The 18,360-nt window shown below is 52.5% G+C and carries 15 protein-coding genes, 3 tRNA genes and 1 riboswitch; of the genes, 10 read left to right on the forward strand and 8 right to left on the reverse strand.

Translation table 11 applies throughout. From position 1 onward, the window contains the following. Positions 1–103 precede the first annotated feature (103 nt). The 5 genes from M9H61_RS03690 to M9H61_RS03710 form a co-directional block, all read right to left on the reverse strand. Positions 104–421, reverse strand: a complete 318-nt coding sequence (locus M9H61_RS03690) for a hypothetical protein (RefSeq protein ID WP_250283462.1) — start codon at positions 419–421, stop codon at positions 104–106. Between the two features lie 71 nt (positions 422–492). Next, positions 493–568 (reverse strand) — tRNA-Asn (locus tag M9H61_RS03695). 362 nt (positions 569–930) lie between these two features. After that, positions 931–1,006: transfer RNA gene (locus tag M9H61_RS03700), tRNA-Asn, on the reverse strand. Positions 1,007–1,010: 4 nt separating this feature from the next. Further along, positions 1,011–1,084: transfer RNA gene (locus M9H61_RS03705), tRNA-Cys, on the reverse strand. Between the two features lie 169 nt (positions 1,085–1,253). Beyond that, positions 1,254–3,689 carry a methyl-accepting chemotaxis protein gene (locus tag M9H61_RS03710; RefSeq protein ID WP_250283464.1) on the reverse strand — a complete coding sequence of 812 codons (2,436 nt, stop codon included), beginning with the start codon at positions 3,687–3,689 and terminating at the stop codon, positions 1,254–1,256. Between the two features lie 515 nt (positions 3,690–4,204). On the opposite strand from M9H61_RS03710, the gene M9H61_RS03715 reads away from it, so the two are divergent. The 10 genes from M9H61_RS03715 to ribB all read left to right on the forward strand — a co-directional run bounded on the left by M9H61_RS03715 (position 4,205) and on the right by ribB (position 15,694). After that, complete coding sequence (locus M9H61_RS03715) at positions 4,205–4,858, forward strand: protein-L-isoaspartate O-methyltransferase (RefSeq protein ID WP_068519142.1); 654 nt, start codon at positions 4,205–4,207, stop codon at positions 4,856–4,858. Between the two features lie 76 nt (positions 4,859–4,934). After that, positions 4,935–5,258: a rhodanese-like domain-containing protein gene (locus tag M9H61_RS03720; RefSeq protein WP_068519141.1), complete on the forward strand. Its 324-nt coding sequence runs from the start codon at positions 4,935–4,937 to the stop codon at positions 5,256–5,258. Between the two features lie 143 nt (positions 5,259–5,401). Next, positions 5,402–6,754, forward strand: coding sequence for a TolC family outer membrane protein (locus M9H61_RS03725; protein WP_250283466.1), 1,353 nt, complete (start codon positions 5,402–5,404; stop codon positions 6,752–6,754). A 121-nt stretch (positions 6,755–6,875) separates the two neighbouring features. Further along, entirely contained in the window at positions 6,876–7,487 is a 612-nt protein-coding gene (locus M9H61_RS03730) for a DUF2497 domain-containing protein (RefSeq protein ID WP_250283469.1), read from the forward strand. A 90-nt stretch (positions 7,488–7,577) separates the two neighbouring features. Continuing rightward, positions 7,578–10,244 (forward strand): valine--tRNA ligase, encoded by a 2,667-nt coding sequence (locus M9H61_RS03735; protein WP_250283471.1) that lies wholly within the window; start codon positions 7,578–7,580, stop codon positions 10,242–10,244. Positions 10,245–10,446: 202 nt separating this feature from the next. Continuing rightward, a complete protein-coding gene (pabB, locus tag M9H61_RS03740; protein WP_250283472.1) occupies positions 10,447–11,850 on the forward strand; it encodes an aminodeoxychorismate synthase component I in 1,404 nt (467 codons plus the stop codon). Then, complete coding sequence (locus tag M9H61_RS03745; protein WP_068519136.1) at positions 11,847–12,416, forward strand: aminodeoxychorismate/anthranilate synthase component II; 570 nt, start codon at positions 11,847–11,849, stop codon at positions 12,414–12,416. Before pabB ends, M9H61_RS03745 begins: the two co-directional genes overlap by 4 nt. 38 nt (positions 12,417–12,454) lie before the next feature. Continuing rightward, positions 12,455–13,300 carry an aminotransferase class IV gene (locus tag M9H61_RS03750; RefSeq protein ID WP_233433027.1) on the forward strand — a complete coding sequence of 282 codons (846 nt, stop codon included), beginning with the start codon at positions 12,455–12,457 and terminating at the stop codon, positions 13,298–13,300. A 57-nt stretch (positions 13,301–13,357) separates the two neighbouring features. Next, entirely contained in the window at positions 13,358–14,635 is a 1,278-nt protein-coding gene (locus tag M9H61_RS03755) for an EAL domain-containing protein (RefSeq protein ID WP_250283474.1), read from the forward strand. 104 nt (positions 14,636–14,739) lie between these two features. Beyond that, positions 14,740–14,892, forward strand: a riboswitch (FMN riboswitch). Between the two features lie 133 nt (positions 14,893–15,025). Then, a complete protein-coding gene (ribB, locus tag M9H61_RS03760) occupies positions 15,026–15,694 on the forward strand; it encodes a 3,4-dihydroxy-2-butanone-4-phosphate synthase (RefSeq protein WP_068519133.1) in 669 nt (222 codons plus the stop codon). Between the two features lie 98 nt (positions 15,695–15,792). On the opposite strand, the gene xth is transcribed toward ribB, so the two are convergent. The 3 genes from xth to erpA all read right to left on the reverse strand — a co-directional run bounded on the left by xth (position 15,793) and on the right by erpA (position 18,273). Beyond that, complete coding sequence (gene xth, locus M9H61_RS03765) at positions 15,793–16,572, reverse strand: exodeoxyribonuclease III (RefSeq protein ID WP_250283476.1); 780 nt, start codon at positions 16,570–16,572, stop codon at positions 15,793–15,795. A gap of 96 nt (positions 16,573–16,668) precedes the next feature. Next, entirely contained in the window at positions 16,669–17,751 is a 1,083-nt protein-coding gene (locus M9H61_RS03770; RefSeq protein ID WP_170310153.1) for a hypothetical protein, read from the reverse strand. Positions 17,752–17,931: 180 nt separating this feature from the next. Then, entirely contained in the window at positions 17,932–18,273 is a 342-nt protein-coding gene (gene erpA / locus M9H61_RS03775; RefSeq protein WP_068519131.1) for an iron-sulfur cluster insertion protein ErpA, read from the reverse strand. Positions 18,274–18,360 lie beyond the last annotated feature (87 nt).

Genomic DNA, 18,360 nt, shown 5'->3' on the forward strand with positions numbered 1-18,360 from the left:
GCATCAATAAAGCACTGAGGCCACGAAGTTTTTATGGCAAGCGTGGCGCGCTTTTCCAGCATCGGTTCAAATTCGGCAAATCGGCGCCGGACGGGGCTTGATATTAATGAAGATGACCGTGGTGATCGTCATCATCATAGCGTTCCGAATCTTCGATCCATTGTTCGACTTCGCCAGCCGATGTCATTGCCAGCGCAATTTCCAGATCTTTCTGGACATGGGCCAGACTATCGAACATCGGGCACCAGCCAAATGCCTGAATGCGGGGGTCCGTGGTCGATGAAATGGTGAAAAGATCACCGTCAATCGGGTGCACCATACCGTGAATCACTTCATTTTCACCGGTGATCAGCCAGCCGCGTGTTTCGCCGGAAAGAGTGGCCAGCTTTACTTCGCGCAATTCAATTTTGACGGTTTTCATGATGCGGTGCCTCAATCTGCGACGTATCAAAAACAAAAGGGACCGAACATGATGTTCGGTCCCTTTTTAATTGGCTCCGGCAGCAGGACTCGAACCTGCGACCCAATGATTAACAGTCATTTGCTCTACCAACTGAGCTATGCCGGATCAGGCGTTGCGCTCCGTCCGAAGCGCGTGGAGGGTGTATAATCAAACGGCCCGAACGCCGCAAGACCTTTTTTACGAAAAAAAGACCAAAATTTCGTCTTTTTGGCATTGGAATGCCGTTGTGCGACTGTGGGTTAACCACCATGCGAAGTTAATCGCAAAAAGGTTGGTGTGTGGTCACAAAACGTGGTCACGGAATATGTGAAATTTCACATCAATACCGAGCAGGAAACCGCGTCCACCATCCATGGATAGTCAAAGGGCGCTGGGTGATCGAAGATCGTAATTGGCAGGTGCCGCGGTGCAGGAAGATCGGGAAGGGTACAAAGCAAAAACCCCCGGAACAGAGTTCCAGGGGTTTATGGCTCCGGCAGCAGGACTCGAACCTGCGACCCAATGATTAACAGTCATTTGCTCTACCAACTGAGCTATGCCGGATCAGTGGAGGCGCGAGCCGGAATCGAACCGGCGTGCAAGGATTTGCAGTCCTCTGCGTAACCACTCCGCCATCGCGCCTTCGCGTTGGCTGGAGCGGTGTATAGCCTCATAGAATACGACCCGTCAAGCACCCAATTTTACATTTTTTAAACAGCGGCTTGATTATCCGCCTGAAAGTAGACGAACCGCCCGAGAAATGATCCCGGGCGGTTCGATGTTCGTAGGCGACACACCTTGAAAGGGCACGTTATTCGGCGGTTTTCTTGCCAAATTTGCGTTCAATCCACGGGGCGATTTTTTCTTCGCGGATCTTGCTGGGGGCAAAATCAAGGTTGGCAATCGTATCAAGGACGTGTTCGACCTTGAACGGCAAGGTCGCGTTCGGACCTTCGATCATGATTTCACCGCTTGCACCTTCCGGGATCGGTTCTGCGAGCGATACTTTTACCCCGCCGACTGAAAGGTCGATGGTCTGGCCGCGGACCGATTTGCCGCCGATTTTGACCGTGACAGCCAGCTGGACATCATATCGCGGATCTTTGCGACGGTTGACTTCCGGGGTGGCTGTACGAACGATTCGAACAAGGCTGGCGCGGAGTTCGGCGATGCTTTCGTCGACTTCCTCGGCGATTTTGTTCATCTGTGCTGCACGTTCGAGGTTGTCTTGTGCCTCGGATGCGACATGGCCGATTTTTTCCGTCACCTCGTTTGAGGCCTCGGCTGTCTGAACGACGTTTCGTGCAATTTCCTGCGTTGCGTCATCCTGCTGGCGGACATTGACCGCAACGTTGGATGCAACTTCGTCCACGCGGCGGATGCTTGCCGTCATTTGCTGAACGGTCGAGACAACAGAGCTGGTGACATTCTGGATTTCACCAAGCTGGCGCGAGATTTCCTCGGTCGATTTGGACGTCTGGTTTGCAAGGTTTTTGACTTCCTGTGCAACCACGGCAAACCCTTTGCCCGCGTCACCGGCACGTGCGGCTTCGATCGTCGCGTTCAAAGCCAGCAGGTTGGTCTGGGCTGCGATGTCACTGATAAGCTCGGCGACCTCGCCAATCTTGCTGACACTGTCCTGAAGCGAATTAACCGTGTGTTCAGCACTTTCACCGGCCTGGTTGGCTTCGGCGGTCAGTGTGGTGGCTTCTTCGATCTGACGGGTGATTTCGCGGATCGATGCGGCCAGTTCCTCGGATGCGCCCGACACGGTTTCCGCGTTGGCCAGGGCCTCGTGTGCGGCTGCGGCCACACTTTCCGAGTTTTCGGAAACGCGTTCGGAGGATCCGGCCATCTCGCCGGCGGCCGAATTCAGGCGATGCGTCTGGTCAATGATAGACTGAACGACTTTCTGAAGTTCCTGTTCGACCGTTTCCGCCAACCCGCGCAGGGCGCCAACACGTTGGGAATTCGCCTTTGCTTCGTTTTCTTCACGTTCGAGTTTCGCGTAGCAGAGCCTTGCATGAAGGCCACGAAGCTGTTGAATCGCCGGTTTGAAGTCCGTCACCTTTGGCATGTTGATGACATAGCTGGTGTCGTTGGCTTCAATCGCGTTGAAATGGGTTTCCATCTGTTTAAGCGGTTGTGTCAGGCGACGCGTCATCCAGACGCCATAGGCAATGGTCAAGGCAACCGCAGCAATGAAAATGGCAATTTCGAAGATCACGGCCTTCAGGAAGGCGCCTTCGGCACTGGCGATACGTTGACTTGCCACTTCGTTCTGAACAACCGTCAGGGTTATGACCTGTTGCATCACCGGATCAAGATTTTGATAAAGCTCGTCGGTGACCAGTGCATCAAGTGCGGCCATGTCCTTGGCTACCATGGTCTGACGCAGGCGATCCATCACTCCGTTGGCAGCGGGGAGAAGTTTCTGGATTTCTTGCACAACCGGGGCTTCACGCGGGCCAAGCTCACGTTTTACATAGGTCTCAAGGTTTTCGTTGATTCGCGCTTTGGCTGTGTCGATGCTTTCAATGGCTTGCTGCCAGTCCATGCTGCCAGCGCGGACCTTATGAGAGGCATCAATCACCGACATGGAATAGTCTGATGAAATCTGTTTGAGCAACCGCAACGGTTTGACCCGGTTTTCATACAGGTTTTCCAGATTCTTTTCGGTCTGATATTCGGCGTACAATCCATACCCGCTAAGCAACATCATCAGCAGGATCATTGTCGCGAATGCCGCAGTCAGGCTGCCCCGGATGCTCGACATAAAGCCCGGTGTTTTTGCCTTATGGGTGATCTCGCCATATTCAAGCGAGACATCCTTGGCCTTTCCGGCCCGCATATTGGTATAGACGCGCTCGGCTGTTTTCTTTTCTTCATCCGTCGGCTTTGTCCGGATAGAGATAAAACCGGCGATTTTGCCGTTTTCGACCGTTGGTGTGACATTAGCGCGGACCCAGTAATGGTCGCCGTTCTTTGCCCGGTTTTTGACAAGTCCCTGCCATGGCAAGCCGGCCTTGATCGTCTGCCACAGATTTGCAAAGGCCTCTTTGGGCATGTCGCTATGACGGACAATATTATGGGGAGAGCCAAGCAGTTCTTCCTCGGTAAAGCCGCTGATCTCGACGAAGGACTTGTTGGTAAAGGTAATTTTCCCGCCGGAATCGGTTTTTGAGACAAGGATATCCTTGTCCTTCATCAGAACTTCGCGGTTGGTTACCGGTCCATTGTCACGCATTGTATTCCCCTGGATGTCACAAGTAAGTTCAGTTGGGTCGTGTCCGACTGGAAATCGGGTTGCACTTGATCTGAGGGCAGGGGGAGCTCATCGGCGAAGTGGCGCTTTGAGGTTATCCTTGTCCCACTTTGGCATATGTTTACGTGCGATCTTTGCTTTTCAAGTAACGGTTGAGCATATTTTCGCGTAATTCGCACTGTAAAAATGCCGTGTAAATGTTTGAGATGCATCAAATAACAAGGTGACGCTTGCGTTGTCGCCGGTTTTTGAACGGGCAAAATGCCGGTTTAAAATAGCGGCGGATTTTTGCATTTGACCGAACTGCGGGTGGATGACGGGTGGAAATGGTCAATCATTTAGCGCGGTCAATGCGTTAAAATCCAAGTCACACATTGATCCGATGTTGTCAGGTGCTTATGTGCTGACTATAAACAGGGCAATTACCGCAACCGTCTTTGGGGACAAAAAGGATTGTTGCGGTTTCTTTCTCGCGAGAATTTTCAGGTCAGATAATCATGGATTACCAAATCGCGCGCCATAACATGGTGGAAAATCAGGTTCGGACCAACAAGGTTACCGATCCGCTGGTCATCGCTGCGATGGAGGAAGTTCCGCGCGAACTGTTCCTGCCTGAAGGCAAACGCGGCATTGCATATGTTGATGAAGATATCCCGGTTGGCGATGGTCGCTTTGCCATGGAGCCGATGGTCATTGCCCGTTTGATGCAGAGCGCACAAATCGCGGAAACGGATGTGGCTCTCGTGATCGGGGCAGGTTTCGGATATGGCAGCGCACTGATTTCGCGCGTCGCAGAAACCGTAGTTGCCGTTGAAAGCAACAAGGAAATGTCCGCAGCAGCCGAAGCCGCGTTCCAGAAGGTCAACTATGACAACGTAATCGTCGTCGAAGGTGATCTTGCCGCAGGCTACGCCAAGCAGGCGCCGTATAACGTGATCATTTTTGATGGTGCTGTTAGCGAAGTGCCGGCAGGCATTCTTGACCAGGTTGCAGAAGGTGGTCGTCTTCTGGCGGTTGTCCGCGAAGCAGGCAAGGTCGGTGTCGCACGTCTGTATGAGCGCGAAAACGGCGTTATCGGTCATCGTGATCTGTTCGATGCAAACATTCCGTATCTTCCGGGCTTTGAACCGGCGGAAAGCTTTGTATTCTGATTCTTGAAATTGCCCGGTTCATGCCGGGCATTTCTTTTTTTACGCACATAGAACACAGCCAACTGATCAGGGTTTCATGGTTCAGGAACTTTCATGCCGCGATTTGGCGGAACAACTCGATCAGAAGAAGCCGATTATACTTCTGGATGTGCGTGAAGACTGGGAAGTCGAAATCTGTATGATCGGGGACTCCTTGCATATTCCCTTGTCGGAATTGCCGGGGAGACGGGCGGAATTGCCTGATGATAAACCAATTGCGATCATCTGCCACCACGGGGTGCGCAGTCGCCATGCGGGAATTTTCCTTGAAGAATATGGATTTAAAGATGTTTTTAATGTTACTGGCGGTATAGATGTCTGGGCGCTTGAAATTGCGCCGGATATGACACGCTACGATTGATTGCCGTAACGACCGGAAAACGGGGCGAATACTTTTTTGGGTTCCAAATGCCTCTTTTCTTGGAAAATTTTGTTTCCGTCGTTACCATACGTGAAACTGCGCCGGGGTCGGGACTTGGTGTAGGATTTTACAAGGGTAGATAAATGATAAAACGGTTCTTGCTGACCTGCAGTATTCTGGCGACCGGCGGATTGGTCGCTGGTGGCGCATCTGCAGAAAGTCTTGAGGACGCTCTCATCAAGGCATATCAGAGCAACCCGACACTCGAAGCGGGTCGTGCGTCTTTGCGTTCGACCGACGAAGAGATTTCGGCAGCGCTGTCAAACTGGCGTCCGAGTGTTACGCTTTCTGGTGATGCCGGTTTCCGTGAATACAATACCGAAGTCAACGGATCGGAAACGGAAAACAGTCTGACACCCTATACTGTTGGTCTGAACGTTACCCAGCCGCTGTATCGTGGTGGTCGTACGACAGCCCAGACCGAACGCGCAGAAGCCCGTATCAAGGCAGCGCGTGCGGCACTTCGTTCAACCGAGCAGGATGTGATGTTGCAGGTCGCGACAGCCTATTTCAATGTTCTGCGTGACACAGCCGTTGTCGAACTGAACCAGAACAACGTTCGCGTGCTTGAGCGTCAGCTTGAGGCAACCCGCGACCGTTTTGCTGTTGGTGAAGTAACCCGTACGGACGTTTCGCAGGCCGAGGCGCGCCTTGCCGGTGCAAAGGCCGATCTGATTTCAGCCCAGGGTGCACTTGCCAATACGCGTGCACAGTATGAGCGACTGGTCGGCAATCCGCCGACCAATCTCGAGATTCCGAACCCGCTTGCAGGTCTTCCGACCAGTGTGACCGATGTTCTGTCGATCGCACAGGGTCAGCATCCGGACGTATTGCAGGCACTTTATACCGAAGAAGCAGCCCAGTCGGACATACGTCTGAATGAAGGGTCGCTTTATCCGGAAGTAAACCTGTCGGCAGGTGTCGAACGTGCCCATGAAGGGTCGACCGAAGATTTCACTGCCGATAGCGCCGATATCATCGCATCGGTATCCGTGCCGCTTTATCAGAAAGGCGCTGTTTTCTCTGGCGTTCGTGCTGCCAAGCAGACCGCAGGTCAGGCGCGGATCCAGGTTGATGAAGCACGCCGTGCTGTGATTGAAAATGCAACCAGTGCCTGGGAAACCCTTGTGACGGCACGTGCAAGCATTGAGTCCCAGCAGGCGCAGGTATCTTCGGCGGAAGTCGCCCTGGACGGTGTTCAGCGTGAAGCATCTGTCGGTTCGCGTACTGTTCTTGATGTCCTTGATCAGGAACAGGAACTGTTGCAGGCACGTGTAGATCTTGTCGGATCGCGCCGTGATGCGGCAGTCGCCGAATTCCAGGTCAAGGCCGCAATGGGCGCGCTTAATGCGCAGGTCCTCGGCCTGCCGGTCGAAGTTTACGACACTGAGTCCAACTACAATAAAGTCAAGGACCAGTGGTGGGGAACAGACTGACCTTTTGAATGTTCAGGGCAGGGTGGTCGTCATCCTGTCCTGAGCGCGCTTTCGGATCGGTCTGGTTAAATGACACTAGTGCGGAATTTTAATTATGAGTGACGGGCAACAAGAACCTTCAATGGAGGATATCCTCCAGTCCATCCGCAAGATTCTTGCTGATGAGGGGGACGAAGAAAAACAGGAAGCCGCTCCTGAACCCGAACCGACGCCAGAACCCGAGCCAGAACCCGAGCCGGAACCGGAAGAAGAAATTGACGAACTCGTTCTTGACGATGAACCCGAAGAACTTGAGTTCGACGATGAACCGGAAGAGCTTGAACTCGACGAGCCTGAAGAAGAGCTCGAACTTGATGACATGCTCGATTTCGATGAGACTCCGCTTGAGGATGACCCGGAACCGTTAGAAGACGAATTCGACGAGCCGGAACCGGAACCCGAGCCTGAACCGGCGATGCCGGCACTTTATGACGATGATGATGACGAACCGCTGATTTCGAACATGACGGAATCTTCGGCGACCGGCACCATCTCGGAACTGGCGCAAGCTGTTGCAAAGAAACGCGCAGTTGCGCTTGGCATTAATGCAGGACATGCCACCCTTGAGGATCTGGTACGTGATATGTTGCGTCCGTTGCTTAAGGAATGGCTTGACGAAAACCTGCCCTATATGATCGAACGCCTTGTGAAGAAGGAAATCGAGCGGATTGTGAACCGCGCCGAAGACCTGTAGGCGAGCCGATAGTTGAATTGAAGCGGCGCGCCCGGGGTGCGCCGCTTTTTCTTTGTATGATTGATTAAACCCGCAGCGGATCAAAAGACCATGTTGGAGAAGACCTACAGCCCGGCCGAAGTGGAAGGCAGACTTTACGATAAATGGGAAAAATCGGGGGCCTTTGCCTGCGATACGGCGTCAAGCGCCAATCCCTATGTCATTATGATGCCGCCGCCCAACGTGACCGGCAGCCTCCATATGGGGCATGCGCTTACTTTCACGCTTCAGGATATCCTGATCCGGTACAACCGGATGAACGGCAAGGATACCCTTTGGCAGCCCGGCACCGACCATGCCGGCATCGCGACCCAGATGGTCGTTGAACGCCAGTTGGGGGAACAGAATGTCACGCGCCATGACCTTGGTCGCGAAAAGTTCGTGGAAAAGGTGTGGGAGTGGAAAGAAAAGTCAGGCGGGACCATTACCAATCAGCTGCGTCGCCTTGGTGCATCCCCGGATTGGGACCGCGAACGGTTTACCATGGACGAAGGCCTTTCGGCAGCGGTCCGCAAGGTGTTCGTTACCCTGCACAAGCAAGGTCTGATTTACCGTGACAAACGTCTGGTCAACTGGGACCCGAAACTGCTGACCGCAATTTCGGATCTTGAAGTTGTTCAGAAAGAGGTCAAAGGCCATTACTGGCACTTCAAATACCCAATCGAAGGCCGCGACGGCGAATTCATCACCGTTGCCACCACTCGCCCGGAAACCATGCTTGGCGATACCGGTGTGGCGGTTCATCCCGATGATGAGCGTTACAAGGACCTGATCGGGCAGTATTGCATTCTGCCGATCGTCGGACGCCGCATCAAAATCGTGGCCGATGAATATGCCGATCCGGAAAAAGGGTCGGGTGCGGTGAAAATCACCCCGGCGCACGATTTCAATGACTTTGAAGTCGGCAAACGTGGTGGTCTTGATCAGATCAATATCATGGATGACCATGCGCGCATCAATGACAATGCGCCGGAAGAGTACCGTGGTCTTGACCGGTTCGAAGCCCGCAAGCAGATCGTGGCCAAGATGGATGAACTGGGTCTTCTTGAGAAGATCGAAGATACCGTTCACATGGTTCCCTATGGTGATCGTTCCAACGTTGTGATCGAGCCGTATCTGACCGATCAGTGGTTCGTGAATGCCGAAGTGCTTGCAAAACCGGCGACCGAGGCGGTCGAAGACGGCCGTATCCGCTTTGTCCCGAAAAACTGGGAAAACACCTATTTCGAGTGGATGCGCAACATCCAGCCATGGTGCATTTCCCGTCAGCTTTGGTGGGGGCATCGCATCCCGGCCTGGTTCGGTCCGGACGGCGAGATTTTCGTCGAGGAAACCGAAGAAGAAGCAATTGCCGCTGCAAAAGCACATTACGGCAAGGATGTTGAACTGACGCAGGAAACCGACGTTCTTGATACGTGGTTCTCATCTGCCTTGTGGCCGTTTTCGACCCTTGGATGGCCGGAAAAGACCCCGGAACTTGGCAAATACTATCCGGGTGATGTTCTGGTTACCGGGTTTGACATCATCTTCTTCTGGGTTGCCCGCATGATCATGATGGGCATGCATTTCATGGACGGTAAAATCCCGTTCAAGGATATTTATATCCATGCGCTGGTCCGTGATGAAAACGGGCAGAAGATGTCAAAATCCAAGGGCAATGTGATCGACCCGCTGGAAATCATCGACGAGTATGGCTGTGATGCGCTGCGCTTTACCCTGACCGCGCTTGCGGCACAGGGCCGTGACATCAAGCTTGCGGCATCACGCGTTGAAGGGTATCGCAACTTCGCGACCAAGCTTTGGAACGCGGCGCGCTTTGCTGAAATGAACGAATGCAAGCCAGTCGAAGGCTTTGACCCGGCATCGGTCAAATCCACCCTTGCGCGCTGGATTGTCGGAAAAACCGTCGAGGCCGCCAAGGCTGTCGGGACGGGGATCGAGACCTATCGTTTCAACGATGCGGCAAGCAGCGCCTACCAGTTCGTTTGGGGTTCATTCTGTGACTGGTATCTGGAACTGGCAAAGCCGGTTCTGATGGGACAGGACGAGGAAGCCAAAGCAGAAATCCGTGCTGTTACCGCATGGGTTCTTGATCAGATCCTTCTGATCTTGCATCCGGTAATGCCCTATATCACCGAGGAACTTTGGGAAAAGATTTCCGAGAACCGCAGCAAGATGCTGATTTCGGAAAGCTATCCGCAATTCGATGAATCCTTGATTGATCGCGCGGCCGAAGCCGAGGTTGATCTTGCAATTCGTCTGATTGGCAACATTCGTGGTGTTCGTTCTGAAATGAATGTTCCGCCGGCGGCAGAAGTGCCGATCTATCTTGTTGATGCGACCGACGCGATGAAAGCGGCAGTCACCGCACAGGAAGCACAGGTCAAACGTCTGGCACGTGTCGCCGATATTGCCTTTAAGGGGCAGGGCGATGTCGAAGTCATCGCCAAAGGCGCAATTCAGACCGTTGTCGACGGTGTTGCGGTCTTCGTTTCGGTTGCTGACTTTATCGATGTCGCGGCGGAAAAATCGCGTCTCGAAAAGGAAATGCAGGACAAAACGAAGTACATCAAGGCACAGGAAGGCAAACTGTCGAACGAGAAATTCGTCAGCCGCGCGCCTGAACATATCGTTGCGACCGAAAAGGCCAAACTTGAGGAAGCCCGCGATACTCTGGCAAAACTGACAGAGGCCTATGACCGGATTGCTTCGATGTAATCATGCGATTTTGTTGAATGTCAAAGGCCAGCCACAGCGGTTGGCCTTTTTCATTTGGGACCGCTGTTTAATCGAAAGTGACGCAAATTTTTCACCGGACGGGATGCGAATCGCGTAAATTTCCATTCCCTGCCGCGTGCCGGAATTGATGCCCGACCATTTGCCGGACATTGATCGTATTTCCCGAACGAATGCGTTTTGAATGCTGATTGAAGAATGCCCCTATATTGAGCCTGTCGATGCTTATGGTGCGTTTGCGCCTTATGCGGACAGTCATTTCCTTGATTCTGCTGATCGGGATCGCTTTTCCTATATCGTTGTGTCGCCGCTTCATAAGCTGACGGCGAAAAATGGTCAGGTCACCCTGGACGGGTTTCCGTTTCCCGGAAATCCGTTTGATGTGCTGGGGGACCTTCTGGCGCGTTATCCGCAAACCAGACGTGATGATTTGCCACCGTTTCAGGGTGGTGCCGTCGGATATTTCGGATATGAGCTGGCCCATCAGACCGAAATCCTCCCCAAGGCCGCCGATGACTGGCTGGGCATGCCTGATATGGCGATCGGCATCTATGATCTTGTGATTGCCTTTGATCAGGAAGATCGCAAGATGTGGCTGATTTCAACGGGTATTCCGGAACGTATCGGGGCGGCACGCGCGCAACGTGCAGAAGAACGCATGGGGTTGCTGCGCAAATATTTGCGTCTTGCCAGACCGCTGCATGAAAGCCCGGGTGTTCCGCATGCGCCAGCGATCCGGAAATGGACGTCAAATTTTGACCGCACAGGGTTTGAAACCAGTGTGCAAAAGGTCATTGATTACATCTTTGCCGGCGACATTTTCCAGGCAAACCTGTCGCAAAGCATCCGGGCGGAATATCCGCGCGATGCGGTCCCTGAACGGTTCGGGCTTTATCGGCGGCTGCGCGATATCAGTTCCGCGCCATTTGGGGCCTTTTTGAATTTTGGTGAATTTGCAGTTCTGTCGAACTCGCCGGAACGGTTCCTTAAAGTAGCCGAAGGGCAGGTTGAAACCAAACCGATCAAGGGAACGCGGCCACGCGGAGAAACTCCGCTCAGCGATGCGGAACTTGCACAGCAATTAATGAGATCCCCAAAGGACCGCGCAGAAAACATTATGATCGTTGACCTTTTGCGAAACGATCTGTCAAAGGTCTGCAAACCGCATTCCGTTCATACGCCAGCAATCTGTGCCTTGGAAAGTTATGCGAACGTGCATCACCTTGTTTCGACGGTCACCGGTGAATTGCGTGACGGCAAAACAGCAGTGGACCTTTTGAAGGCAAGTTTCCCGGGCGGATCGATCACGGGTGCCCCGAAAATCCGGGCAATGGAAATTATCACCGAACTGGAACAGACAACGCGCGGGGCCTATTGCGGTGCGATCGGATTTATCGGGTTTGATGGCAGCATGGATACAAATATCGCCATTCGTTCGCTATGTGTGAATGGCGGGCGCATGGCATTCAATGTTGGCGGCGGCATTGTTGCTGATAGTGATCCGGCGCTTGAATATGAAGAAACACTGGTCAAGGCGACCAAGATGTTCGAGCTGTTCGGGATCGATGGGCAGGATGTCGTGTCATGATCCTTCTGATTGATAATTACGATTCATTTGTTTTCAATCTGGCCCGCTATATCGAGGAACTCGGTCACAATGTCATTGTGGTCCGTAACGATGAAATTGGTCCAAACCAGGTCCGCAAACTGCATCCCGACGCCATCATCTTTTCGCCCGGACCATGTGGCCCGGATGAAGCAGGCAACAGCCTGACACTGATTGATACCCTGAAATCGGAATATCCGATGTTGGGCGTCTGTCTTGGGCACCAGTCAATCGCCCAGGTTTTTGGCGGCAAGGTCAAACGTGCCAAGCGCCCCGTGCACGGAATGACATCTGAAATCCATCACAGTGGTACGGAATTGTTTTCGGGATTAAAGAATCCTTTGCAAGTAACGCGTTATCACTCCTTAATCGTTGAATTGCCTGAAGATGGAAGTCTGATTGAACTGGCCCGTGGCCCCGAAGGTGAAATCATGGCGTTTGCACATAAAGATTTTCCGTTGTTTGGTGTACAGTTCCATCCGGAAGCCGTATTGACCGAGCAAGGACATGATTTGTTGGCAAACTTCCTGAAGCGGGCTTCTTCATAAGGCACAAAAACAGAAGGGACGGCGTGATGCAGGTATGGATGAACGGGAGCTTTCGTGACCTTGACGAGGCATCTATCCCGGTAACGGATCGCGGATTTTTGCTGGGTGACGGTTTTTTTGAAACCATGCGTGCCCACGAAGGCAAGATCGCCTGGATCGATGCCCATATGGAGCGTTTGGACTATCACGCCGAACAAATCGAGTTTCCGGTTGATCTGTTGCCGGCAACCGATGAAGTGGCAAATGTGGTTTCCACCCTGTTTGAACAGATTCATCGCAAGGATGCGGTCGTGCGCCTGACGGTGTCGCGCGGTTCCGGGGAACGGGGGCTTTTGCCGCCGGCCGATCCGGATCCGACCATCCTGATTACCGTTTCACCGTTTGAACCCGTCGAACCGGCGGTCGGGATGAAGCTGTTTACATCCCAGAAAGTACGTCGGAACGCACATTCGGTTGCGGGCGGGATCAAAAGCATCAATTACCTTGATAACATTGCAGCCAAACAGGAAGCGCAATCATATGGCGGTGACGATGCCCTGATTTTGTCTTCGGACGGCAATGTTGCCGAAACAACGGTTGCCAATATTTTCGGGATCAAGGGTGAAACTCTTTGGACACCGGATGAAGATACCGGAATTCTGTGCGGGCTGGCGCGTGATTTCATTTTGGAATGGGCCGAAGAAACCGGCCGAGACGTTGAATTTGAAGCCAAAACACCCGATATGCTCAAAGAATTCGATGCTATTTTTACAGCGAATGCCCTTCAGGGATTGCGGGTTGTTGATATGGTGGACGGTCTTGTGATCGGTGTACCGGCAATGACATTCTTTGCAGAACTTGCTCAAACGGTGGAAACATCGCTATGCGAAAGTATAGTTCTTTAGGGTAAATTAACCCTGCATCTGCATGATCATGGGCAATGACCTGTTACAGGATTGCCTATGACCGCCCAAACCACAAAACCCGCACTGACACTTAACCGGTTTATCGAAGGACTGCGCAAAAACGCGGCCAATGGTAAAACGCCGCATTTGGGTGTTCTGAACATCCCGCCAGACTTGCGTCTTGGGGCCGAAGATTATCAGGCAATCAGCCGTGATGCTTTTCACCACTTGCCGGAAAATACACAGATCCACCGTCTTGAAAACGGGATGGTGGCCTGTGTGCGCGGCACGAAATGGACAGAAGACGATTCCAGTTTTGTCGAGCATGTCCGCGAAACACTTGAAGAAGTGATCGAACGACAAGGCCTTGGCACGATTCCCAAAAATCTGTGGAGCCGTTTTCGTTGGCCCGAAGATGACGAACGACTTGGCCAATTGCTTGGTATTCCGTTATCAGAACGGCTGATGGGGGATGGCTGGGCGCGTTTCGATATGTCAGAAATGCTGCGCGGCGCGATCACTACAGAAGCCGTGTTTGACTCCTGCCGGCGTCAAGCGATCCTGAGTTTCGATGACACCCGTCGGCAGATCCTTGGTCATGAAATCTATTGTTCGCTTGATTATTTACGCCAACACCACCTTGCCAGCTTTTTGCTTGAAGGGCCGGGCGAACTTGAAATCCTGTCGCGGGTACTCGATGAAAAAGTAATGGAAGTGACGCGGACGATCGCGCCGTCGATCCTGCCCGACAAGCTGCATCTTAACATGCGGGTGCAAACTGTTTTGAGCGACACTTTTGCCGAATTCGTCAATCATGACGATGGCAAGCTGATCAAAAACATGGCGATCGAATTTTCGATGGAAAACGCCATTGCCAACTGGTGGGAATTTGAAGATGCCTGTGAATTCCTGCATTCGTCGGGGATCGAGGTCGGACTGGATCGGATCACATTGCCTGCGTTGGAGTTTCTGTCACCGCGCAAGATGAATGTCGATTTCATCAAGGTGATCTGGGATCAGAACATCATCGGATCACGGCGTACAGAAGTCGCCGAACGTCTGCGTGAATTTGCGAGCCTGTTTGTCGAAAGAAGTCTTGTTCTGACACGATGTGACAGCCGGACGGCCTTGCGCATGGGACGAAGTCTTGGCGTTGAAGTGTTCCAGGGCAGCTACATTGATGCGATGCTGGGATCCTATTTGCACCGGGAATGCAAATCAAAACGGCGGTCAACCGACAAACGTTGTGCGGTATGTCAGTGGGCGCCACGCGAAGCGCGCAAGAATGGCTGCAACTTCCATTTCCGAAGCGGAAAACGGCTTGCCGAGGTTTAAATCAAAGATTTCCATCGCTTTTTAGATGTTTGACAACCGCGTGGTGCTTTCATAAAGTGCCCGCAGCTGATCAATCATGATTGGCTATGTCGTTAAAACACGGCGCTTATTCTCAGGGCAGGGTGTAAATCCCGACCGGCGGTAATCCAGATTTCTGGGAAGCCCGCGAGCGCCCGACGATCACACGATCTTCGGGGTCAGCAGATCCGGTGAAATTCCGGGGCCGACGGTAATAGTCCGGATGGGAGAGGATAAAGCGTGACGTACAGGGCAAGAACGCATTTGCGTGACTGTTTTGGCGTCTGCCTGCGACCGCGATGTGGCGATTTGTCATAAAGCGGGCCTTTCTTTGTTGCCCTGGTTCGTAAGCCCCATCCGTAGAGGACGGTTATGAATCAGAGTATTGAACCACAATCAGGTCTTTCGATCTTTGGCGATCCGCATGAACGCATGGAACGTGCGCTTGCTGATTTGCGTGAAGGCAAGGGCGTTCTGGTTGTCGATGATGAAGATCGCGAAAATGAAGGCGATCTTATCTTTTCCGCAGAAAATCTGACCAATGAACAGATGGCGATGCTTATTCGCGATTGCAGCGGCATTGTTTGCCTGTGCCTGACCGATGAAAAGGCAACGGCGCTTGATCTGCCACCGATGGTCGCGACCAATACATCAAGCATGGGAACGGGCTTTACCGTTACCATCGAAGCCAAAGTCGGGGTCACCACCGGTGTGTCGGCGGCCGATCGCGTGACCACGGTCAAGACCGCCATTGCCGATGATGCAAAGCCGTCTGATCTTGCGCGTCCGGGGCATGTTTTCCCGCTGCGTGCGCGTGCCGGTGGTGTTCTTGAACGACGCGGCCATACCGAGGGAACGGTCGATCTGATGCGCCTGGCGGGTTTGAAGCCGGCCGGCGTTCTTTGCGAAGTCACCAATCCGGATGGCACCATGGCACGTCTTCCTGAGCTGATCGAATATGCCCGCTCCCATGACCTGGTTGTGATCAGCATCGAAGACATTGTTGCCTACCGCACCGCGATGCAGCAGGCCGCAGAATAAACTGCACAAGAAACCCGTTTTCGGGCTTAGAGCCAGATACAAAAAGGGCAGCGTGAAATACGCTGCCCTTTGATTTTTCGAGGGTATATTCCCCGCGATCAGTCATCAATCATGCACCAGACCGGGGTGTGGTCGGATGCCTTTTCCTTGCCACGCGGGTCGCGATCAATATCGGACGCGCTCAGGCGATCAGCAGCAGCCGGGGTCAGCAACAGGTGGTCAATGCGAAGACCATTATCCTTGTTCCAGGCACCCGCACGGTAATCCCACCAGCTATATTGGTGTCCTTTCGGGTTGAATGTCCGGAAGGCGTCGGTAAAGCCCATATTCATCATCGTACGCAGCCGTTTGCGTTCAACAGTTGTGCACAGGACGGTTTCGCGCAATTTGATCGGATCATAAACGTCGGCATCATCCGGTGCGATATTGTAGTCGCCCCCCATGACGGCGGCTTCGCCACTGGCGCGGATTTTTTCAAACCGCTTGATCAGTCGATCGAGGAAGTTGAGCTTGTAATCAAATTTCTCATCCCCGACTGCGGTTCCCATCGGGACATAAATGGATGCCACCCGAACAGGGCGGGGCGCACAAACAGTGGCTTCGATATAGCGCGCCTGTTCGTCATCATCATTGCCCGGAAGACCGCGTTCGACATCCTCGATCGGATATTTCGACAGAATGGCAACCCCGTTATAGGTCTTTTGGCCATGGATCGCGATGTTGTAACCAAGATCTTTGATCTCCATCGCCGGAAAGGCTTCATCAACTGTCTTGGTTTCCTGCAACAGAACAATGTCGGGTTTGGCGTCTTGCAACCACTCGATGATATTGGGCAAGCGAGCCTTGATTGAATTGACATTCCATGTGGCGATTTTCATGCGTGCCTCAGTTGTTTTTTCTGAACCTTCAAGGCCCCGTTAACCGGGAGCCTTGAAGCATTTGGTCCAAACTATGTCAACCTTTGGCGACAATTCCTAGAACCGAATAGTCCCCATGACAGACGCATAACCGCTGATCTGGTCTTCAAAGTTGACGCGTGCCGTGCCTCCGTCTGCGCCGCTTGGTGTCCAGTAGCTGGCAACGCTGGAATCGTATTCAGCCCCGATATTAAAGTTTAAGGCCATCGAACCGGTATGAGCCGTTACGCCCAAGGCTATGCCGCTAAGCAGGGCAATCGTATGGTCTGAATCCGATACAGAGGTTCTCCAGCCTGAGCCGTCACAGACACCGAACAGGTCGGTCGAGAAACCATCGCCGCAATCAGAGGCGTTCAGTTTGGCCTTGCGATAGCTTGCCCCGACAAAACCGGAAAGTCCAAGGTCAAGCCAGGATGTTGCCGTGTAGTTAACGGCACTGCCTATGCGTGTTTTGAAGCCGTCAGTATCAAAATCAAAATTCTGGGTAACCAGATCGTTTCGCACAGGAATGAATTCCCGTGTATCGACTTCAGAGGAAGCATTTTCGTATCCGATAGCCAGCAGCGGCGTAATCGTAAGGCTTTCCGACAAAATGCGATCCGCCGCAACGATGATCTCGAAGGATCTGTCTTTCTGATCAACATCTATAAATGTATTGTGGATACGGTCTGCGAAGTTCTGATTGACGGCATTTGTGCCATTGACCGCAGATTGGCCTGTGTTGCCCGACGCAAAGGTCTTGCCAAATACGGTTTCAGAATCATCTCCGCTGAGATAATGTCCCTTGATCATGGCACGCGGATTTTGACCGATAATATCGGTAAGTCCGTTTTCGGGCAGATAAAATCCAGCCTCGATTTGTGGGCCGGTTAAAACCATCATCTCGTCATAGTCTATGTAATACTGGGAATCTGATGTCGGGCTGCTCTGTCCGGCAGACAGATTGGAATAGTTACCGTGATAATTTGGGGCGTTGTAAAACTTGCTGGTGGCTCCAACCGAACCGAAAAATAGTGAAGAGTTGTCGGGTTTTTGCAGAATGGATGAGCCGAGCAGGCTTGATTCCGCATAAGCGTGTGATGACAACGAAATAATTGCAGTTGCAACTGCAACGGTGACAGCGGGTTTCCAAGATTGCATTTTGACTACTCATTAAAATCATAGCGTGTATGTATGGTGGCGGAAAGTTTGTAGTCGAGAAGCCAAAGTAATTGCAATTACAATACTTTGAAAATTTCTGACATTTTCTGTCATCGAAATAAAAAACGGGGCCTGCATGAAGCGGGCCCCGTCTAAGGGGTAAATTCAATCGCGGTTGAATCAAATCGAGAAACTTGATCCACACCCGCATGAAGAGGTTGCATTCGGATTGTTCACGCGAAAAGCCGAACCGACCATTTCACGGACGAAATCGATTTCGGCACCGCCCAGAAGATCAAGCGATACTTCGTCAATTACCATTTTTGCACCGTAATTTTCGAAGATGCAGTCTTCGTCCGTGGTGTCAGAGTCCAGCGAGAACTCATACTGAAAACCACTGCAACCGCCGCCAGAAACCTGCAAGCGCAGCATGGTGTTTGCCGCACCTTCCGATGCGATCAGTTCCTGAATACGTTTCGCAGCACTTTCAGTCATTTGAACTTGCCGTGAAGCTTCGGTCATTCAACACTCCTTGGTCTTAGACCTGCCCGCAAACGGGCAGGAATAGTTCCGATCTTATGGCGTTATAATAGCACGGTCAGATCGCAG

It is taken from the genome of Thalassospira sp. GO-4 (assembly GCF_023588965.1).
GTDB classification, from domain to species: Bacteria; Pseudomonadota; Alphaproteobacteria; order Rhodospirillales; family Thalassospiraceae; genus Thalassospira; species Thalassospira povalilytica.

Coding starts and splice junctions, on each gene's coding strand:
- M9H61_RS03690 (WP_250283462.1), bottom strand. CDS start 421: ATGAAAACCGTCAAAATTGAATTGCGCGAAGTAAAGCTGGCCACTCTT.
- M9H61_RS03710 (WP_250283464.1), bottom strand. CDS start 3,689: ATGCGTGACAATGGACCGGTAACCAACCGCGAAGTTCTGATGAAGGAC.
- M9H61_RS03715 (WP_068519142.1), top strand. CDS start 4,205: ATGGATTACCAAATCGCGCGCCATAACATGGTGGAAAATCAGGTTCGG.
- M9H61_RS03720 (WP_068519141.1), top strand. CDS start 4,935: ATGGTTCAGGAACTTTCATGCCGCGATTTGGCGGAACAACTCGATCAG.
- M9H61_RS03725 (WP_250283466.1), top strand. CDS start 5,402: ATGATAAAACGGTTCTTGCTGACCTGCAGTATTCTGGCGACCGGCGGA.
- M9H61_RS03730 (WP_250283469.1), top strand. CDS start 6,876: ATGGAGGATATCCTCCAGTCCATCCGCAAGATTCTTGCTGATGAGGGG.
- M9H61_RS03735 (WP_250283471.1), top strand. CDS start 7,578: ATGTTGGAGAAGACCTACAGCCCGGCCGAAGTGGAAGGCAGACTTTAC.
- pabB (WP_250283472.1), top strand. CDS start 10,447: ATGCTGATTGAAGAATGCCCCTATATTGAGCCTGTCGATGCTTATGGT.
- M9H61_RS03745 (WP_068519136.1), top strand. CDS start 11,847: ATGATCCTTCTGATTGATAATTACGATTCATTTGTTTTCAATCTGGCC.
- M9H61_RS03750 (WP_233433027.1), top strand. CDS start 12,455: ATGAACGGGAGCTTTCGTGACCTTGACGAGGCATCTATCCCGGTAACG.
- M9H61_RS03755 (WP_250283474.1), top strand. CDS start 13,358: ATGACCGCCCAAACCACAAAACCCGCACTGACACTTAACCGGTTTATC.
- ribB (WP_068519133.1), top strand. CDS start 15,026: ATGAATCAGAGTATTGAACCACAATCAGGTCTTTCGATCTTTGGCGAT.
- xth (WP_250283476.1), bottom strand. CDS start 16,572: ATGAAAATCGCCACATGGAATGTCAATTCAATCAAGGCTCGCTTGCCC.
- M9H61_RS03770 (WP_170310153.1), bottom strand. CDS start 17,751: ATGCAATCTTGGAAACCCGCTGTCACCGTTGCAGTTGCAACTGCAATT.
- erpA (WP_068519131.1), bottom strand. CDS start 18,273: ATGACCGAAGCTTCACGGCAAGTTCAAATGACTGAAAGTGCTGCGAAA.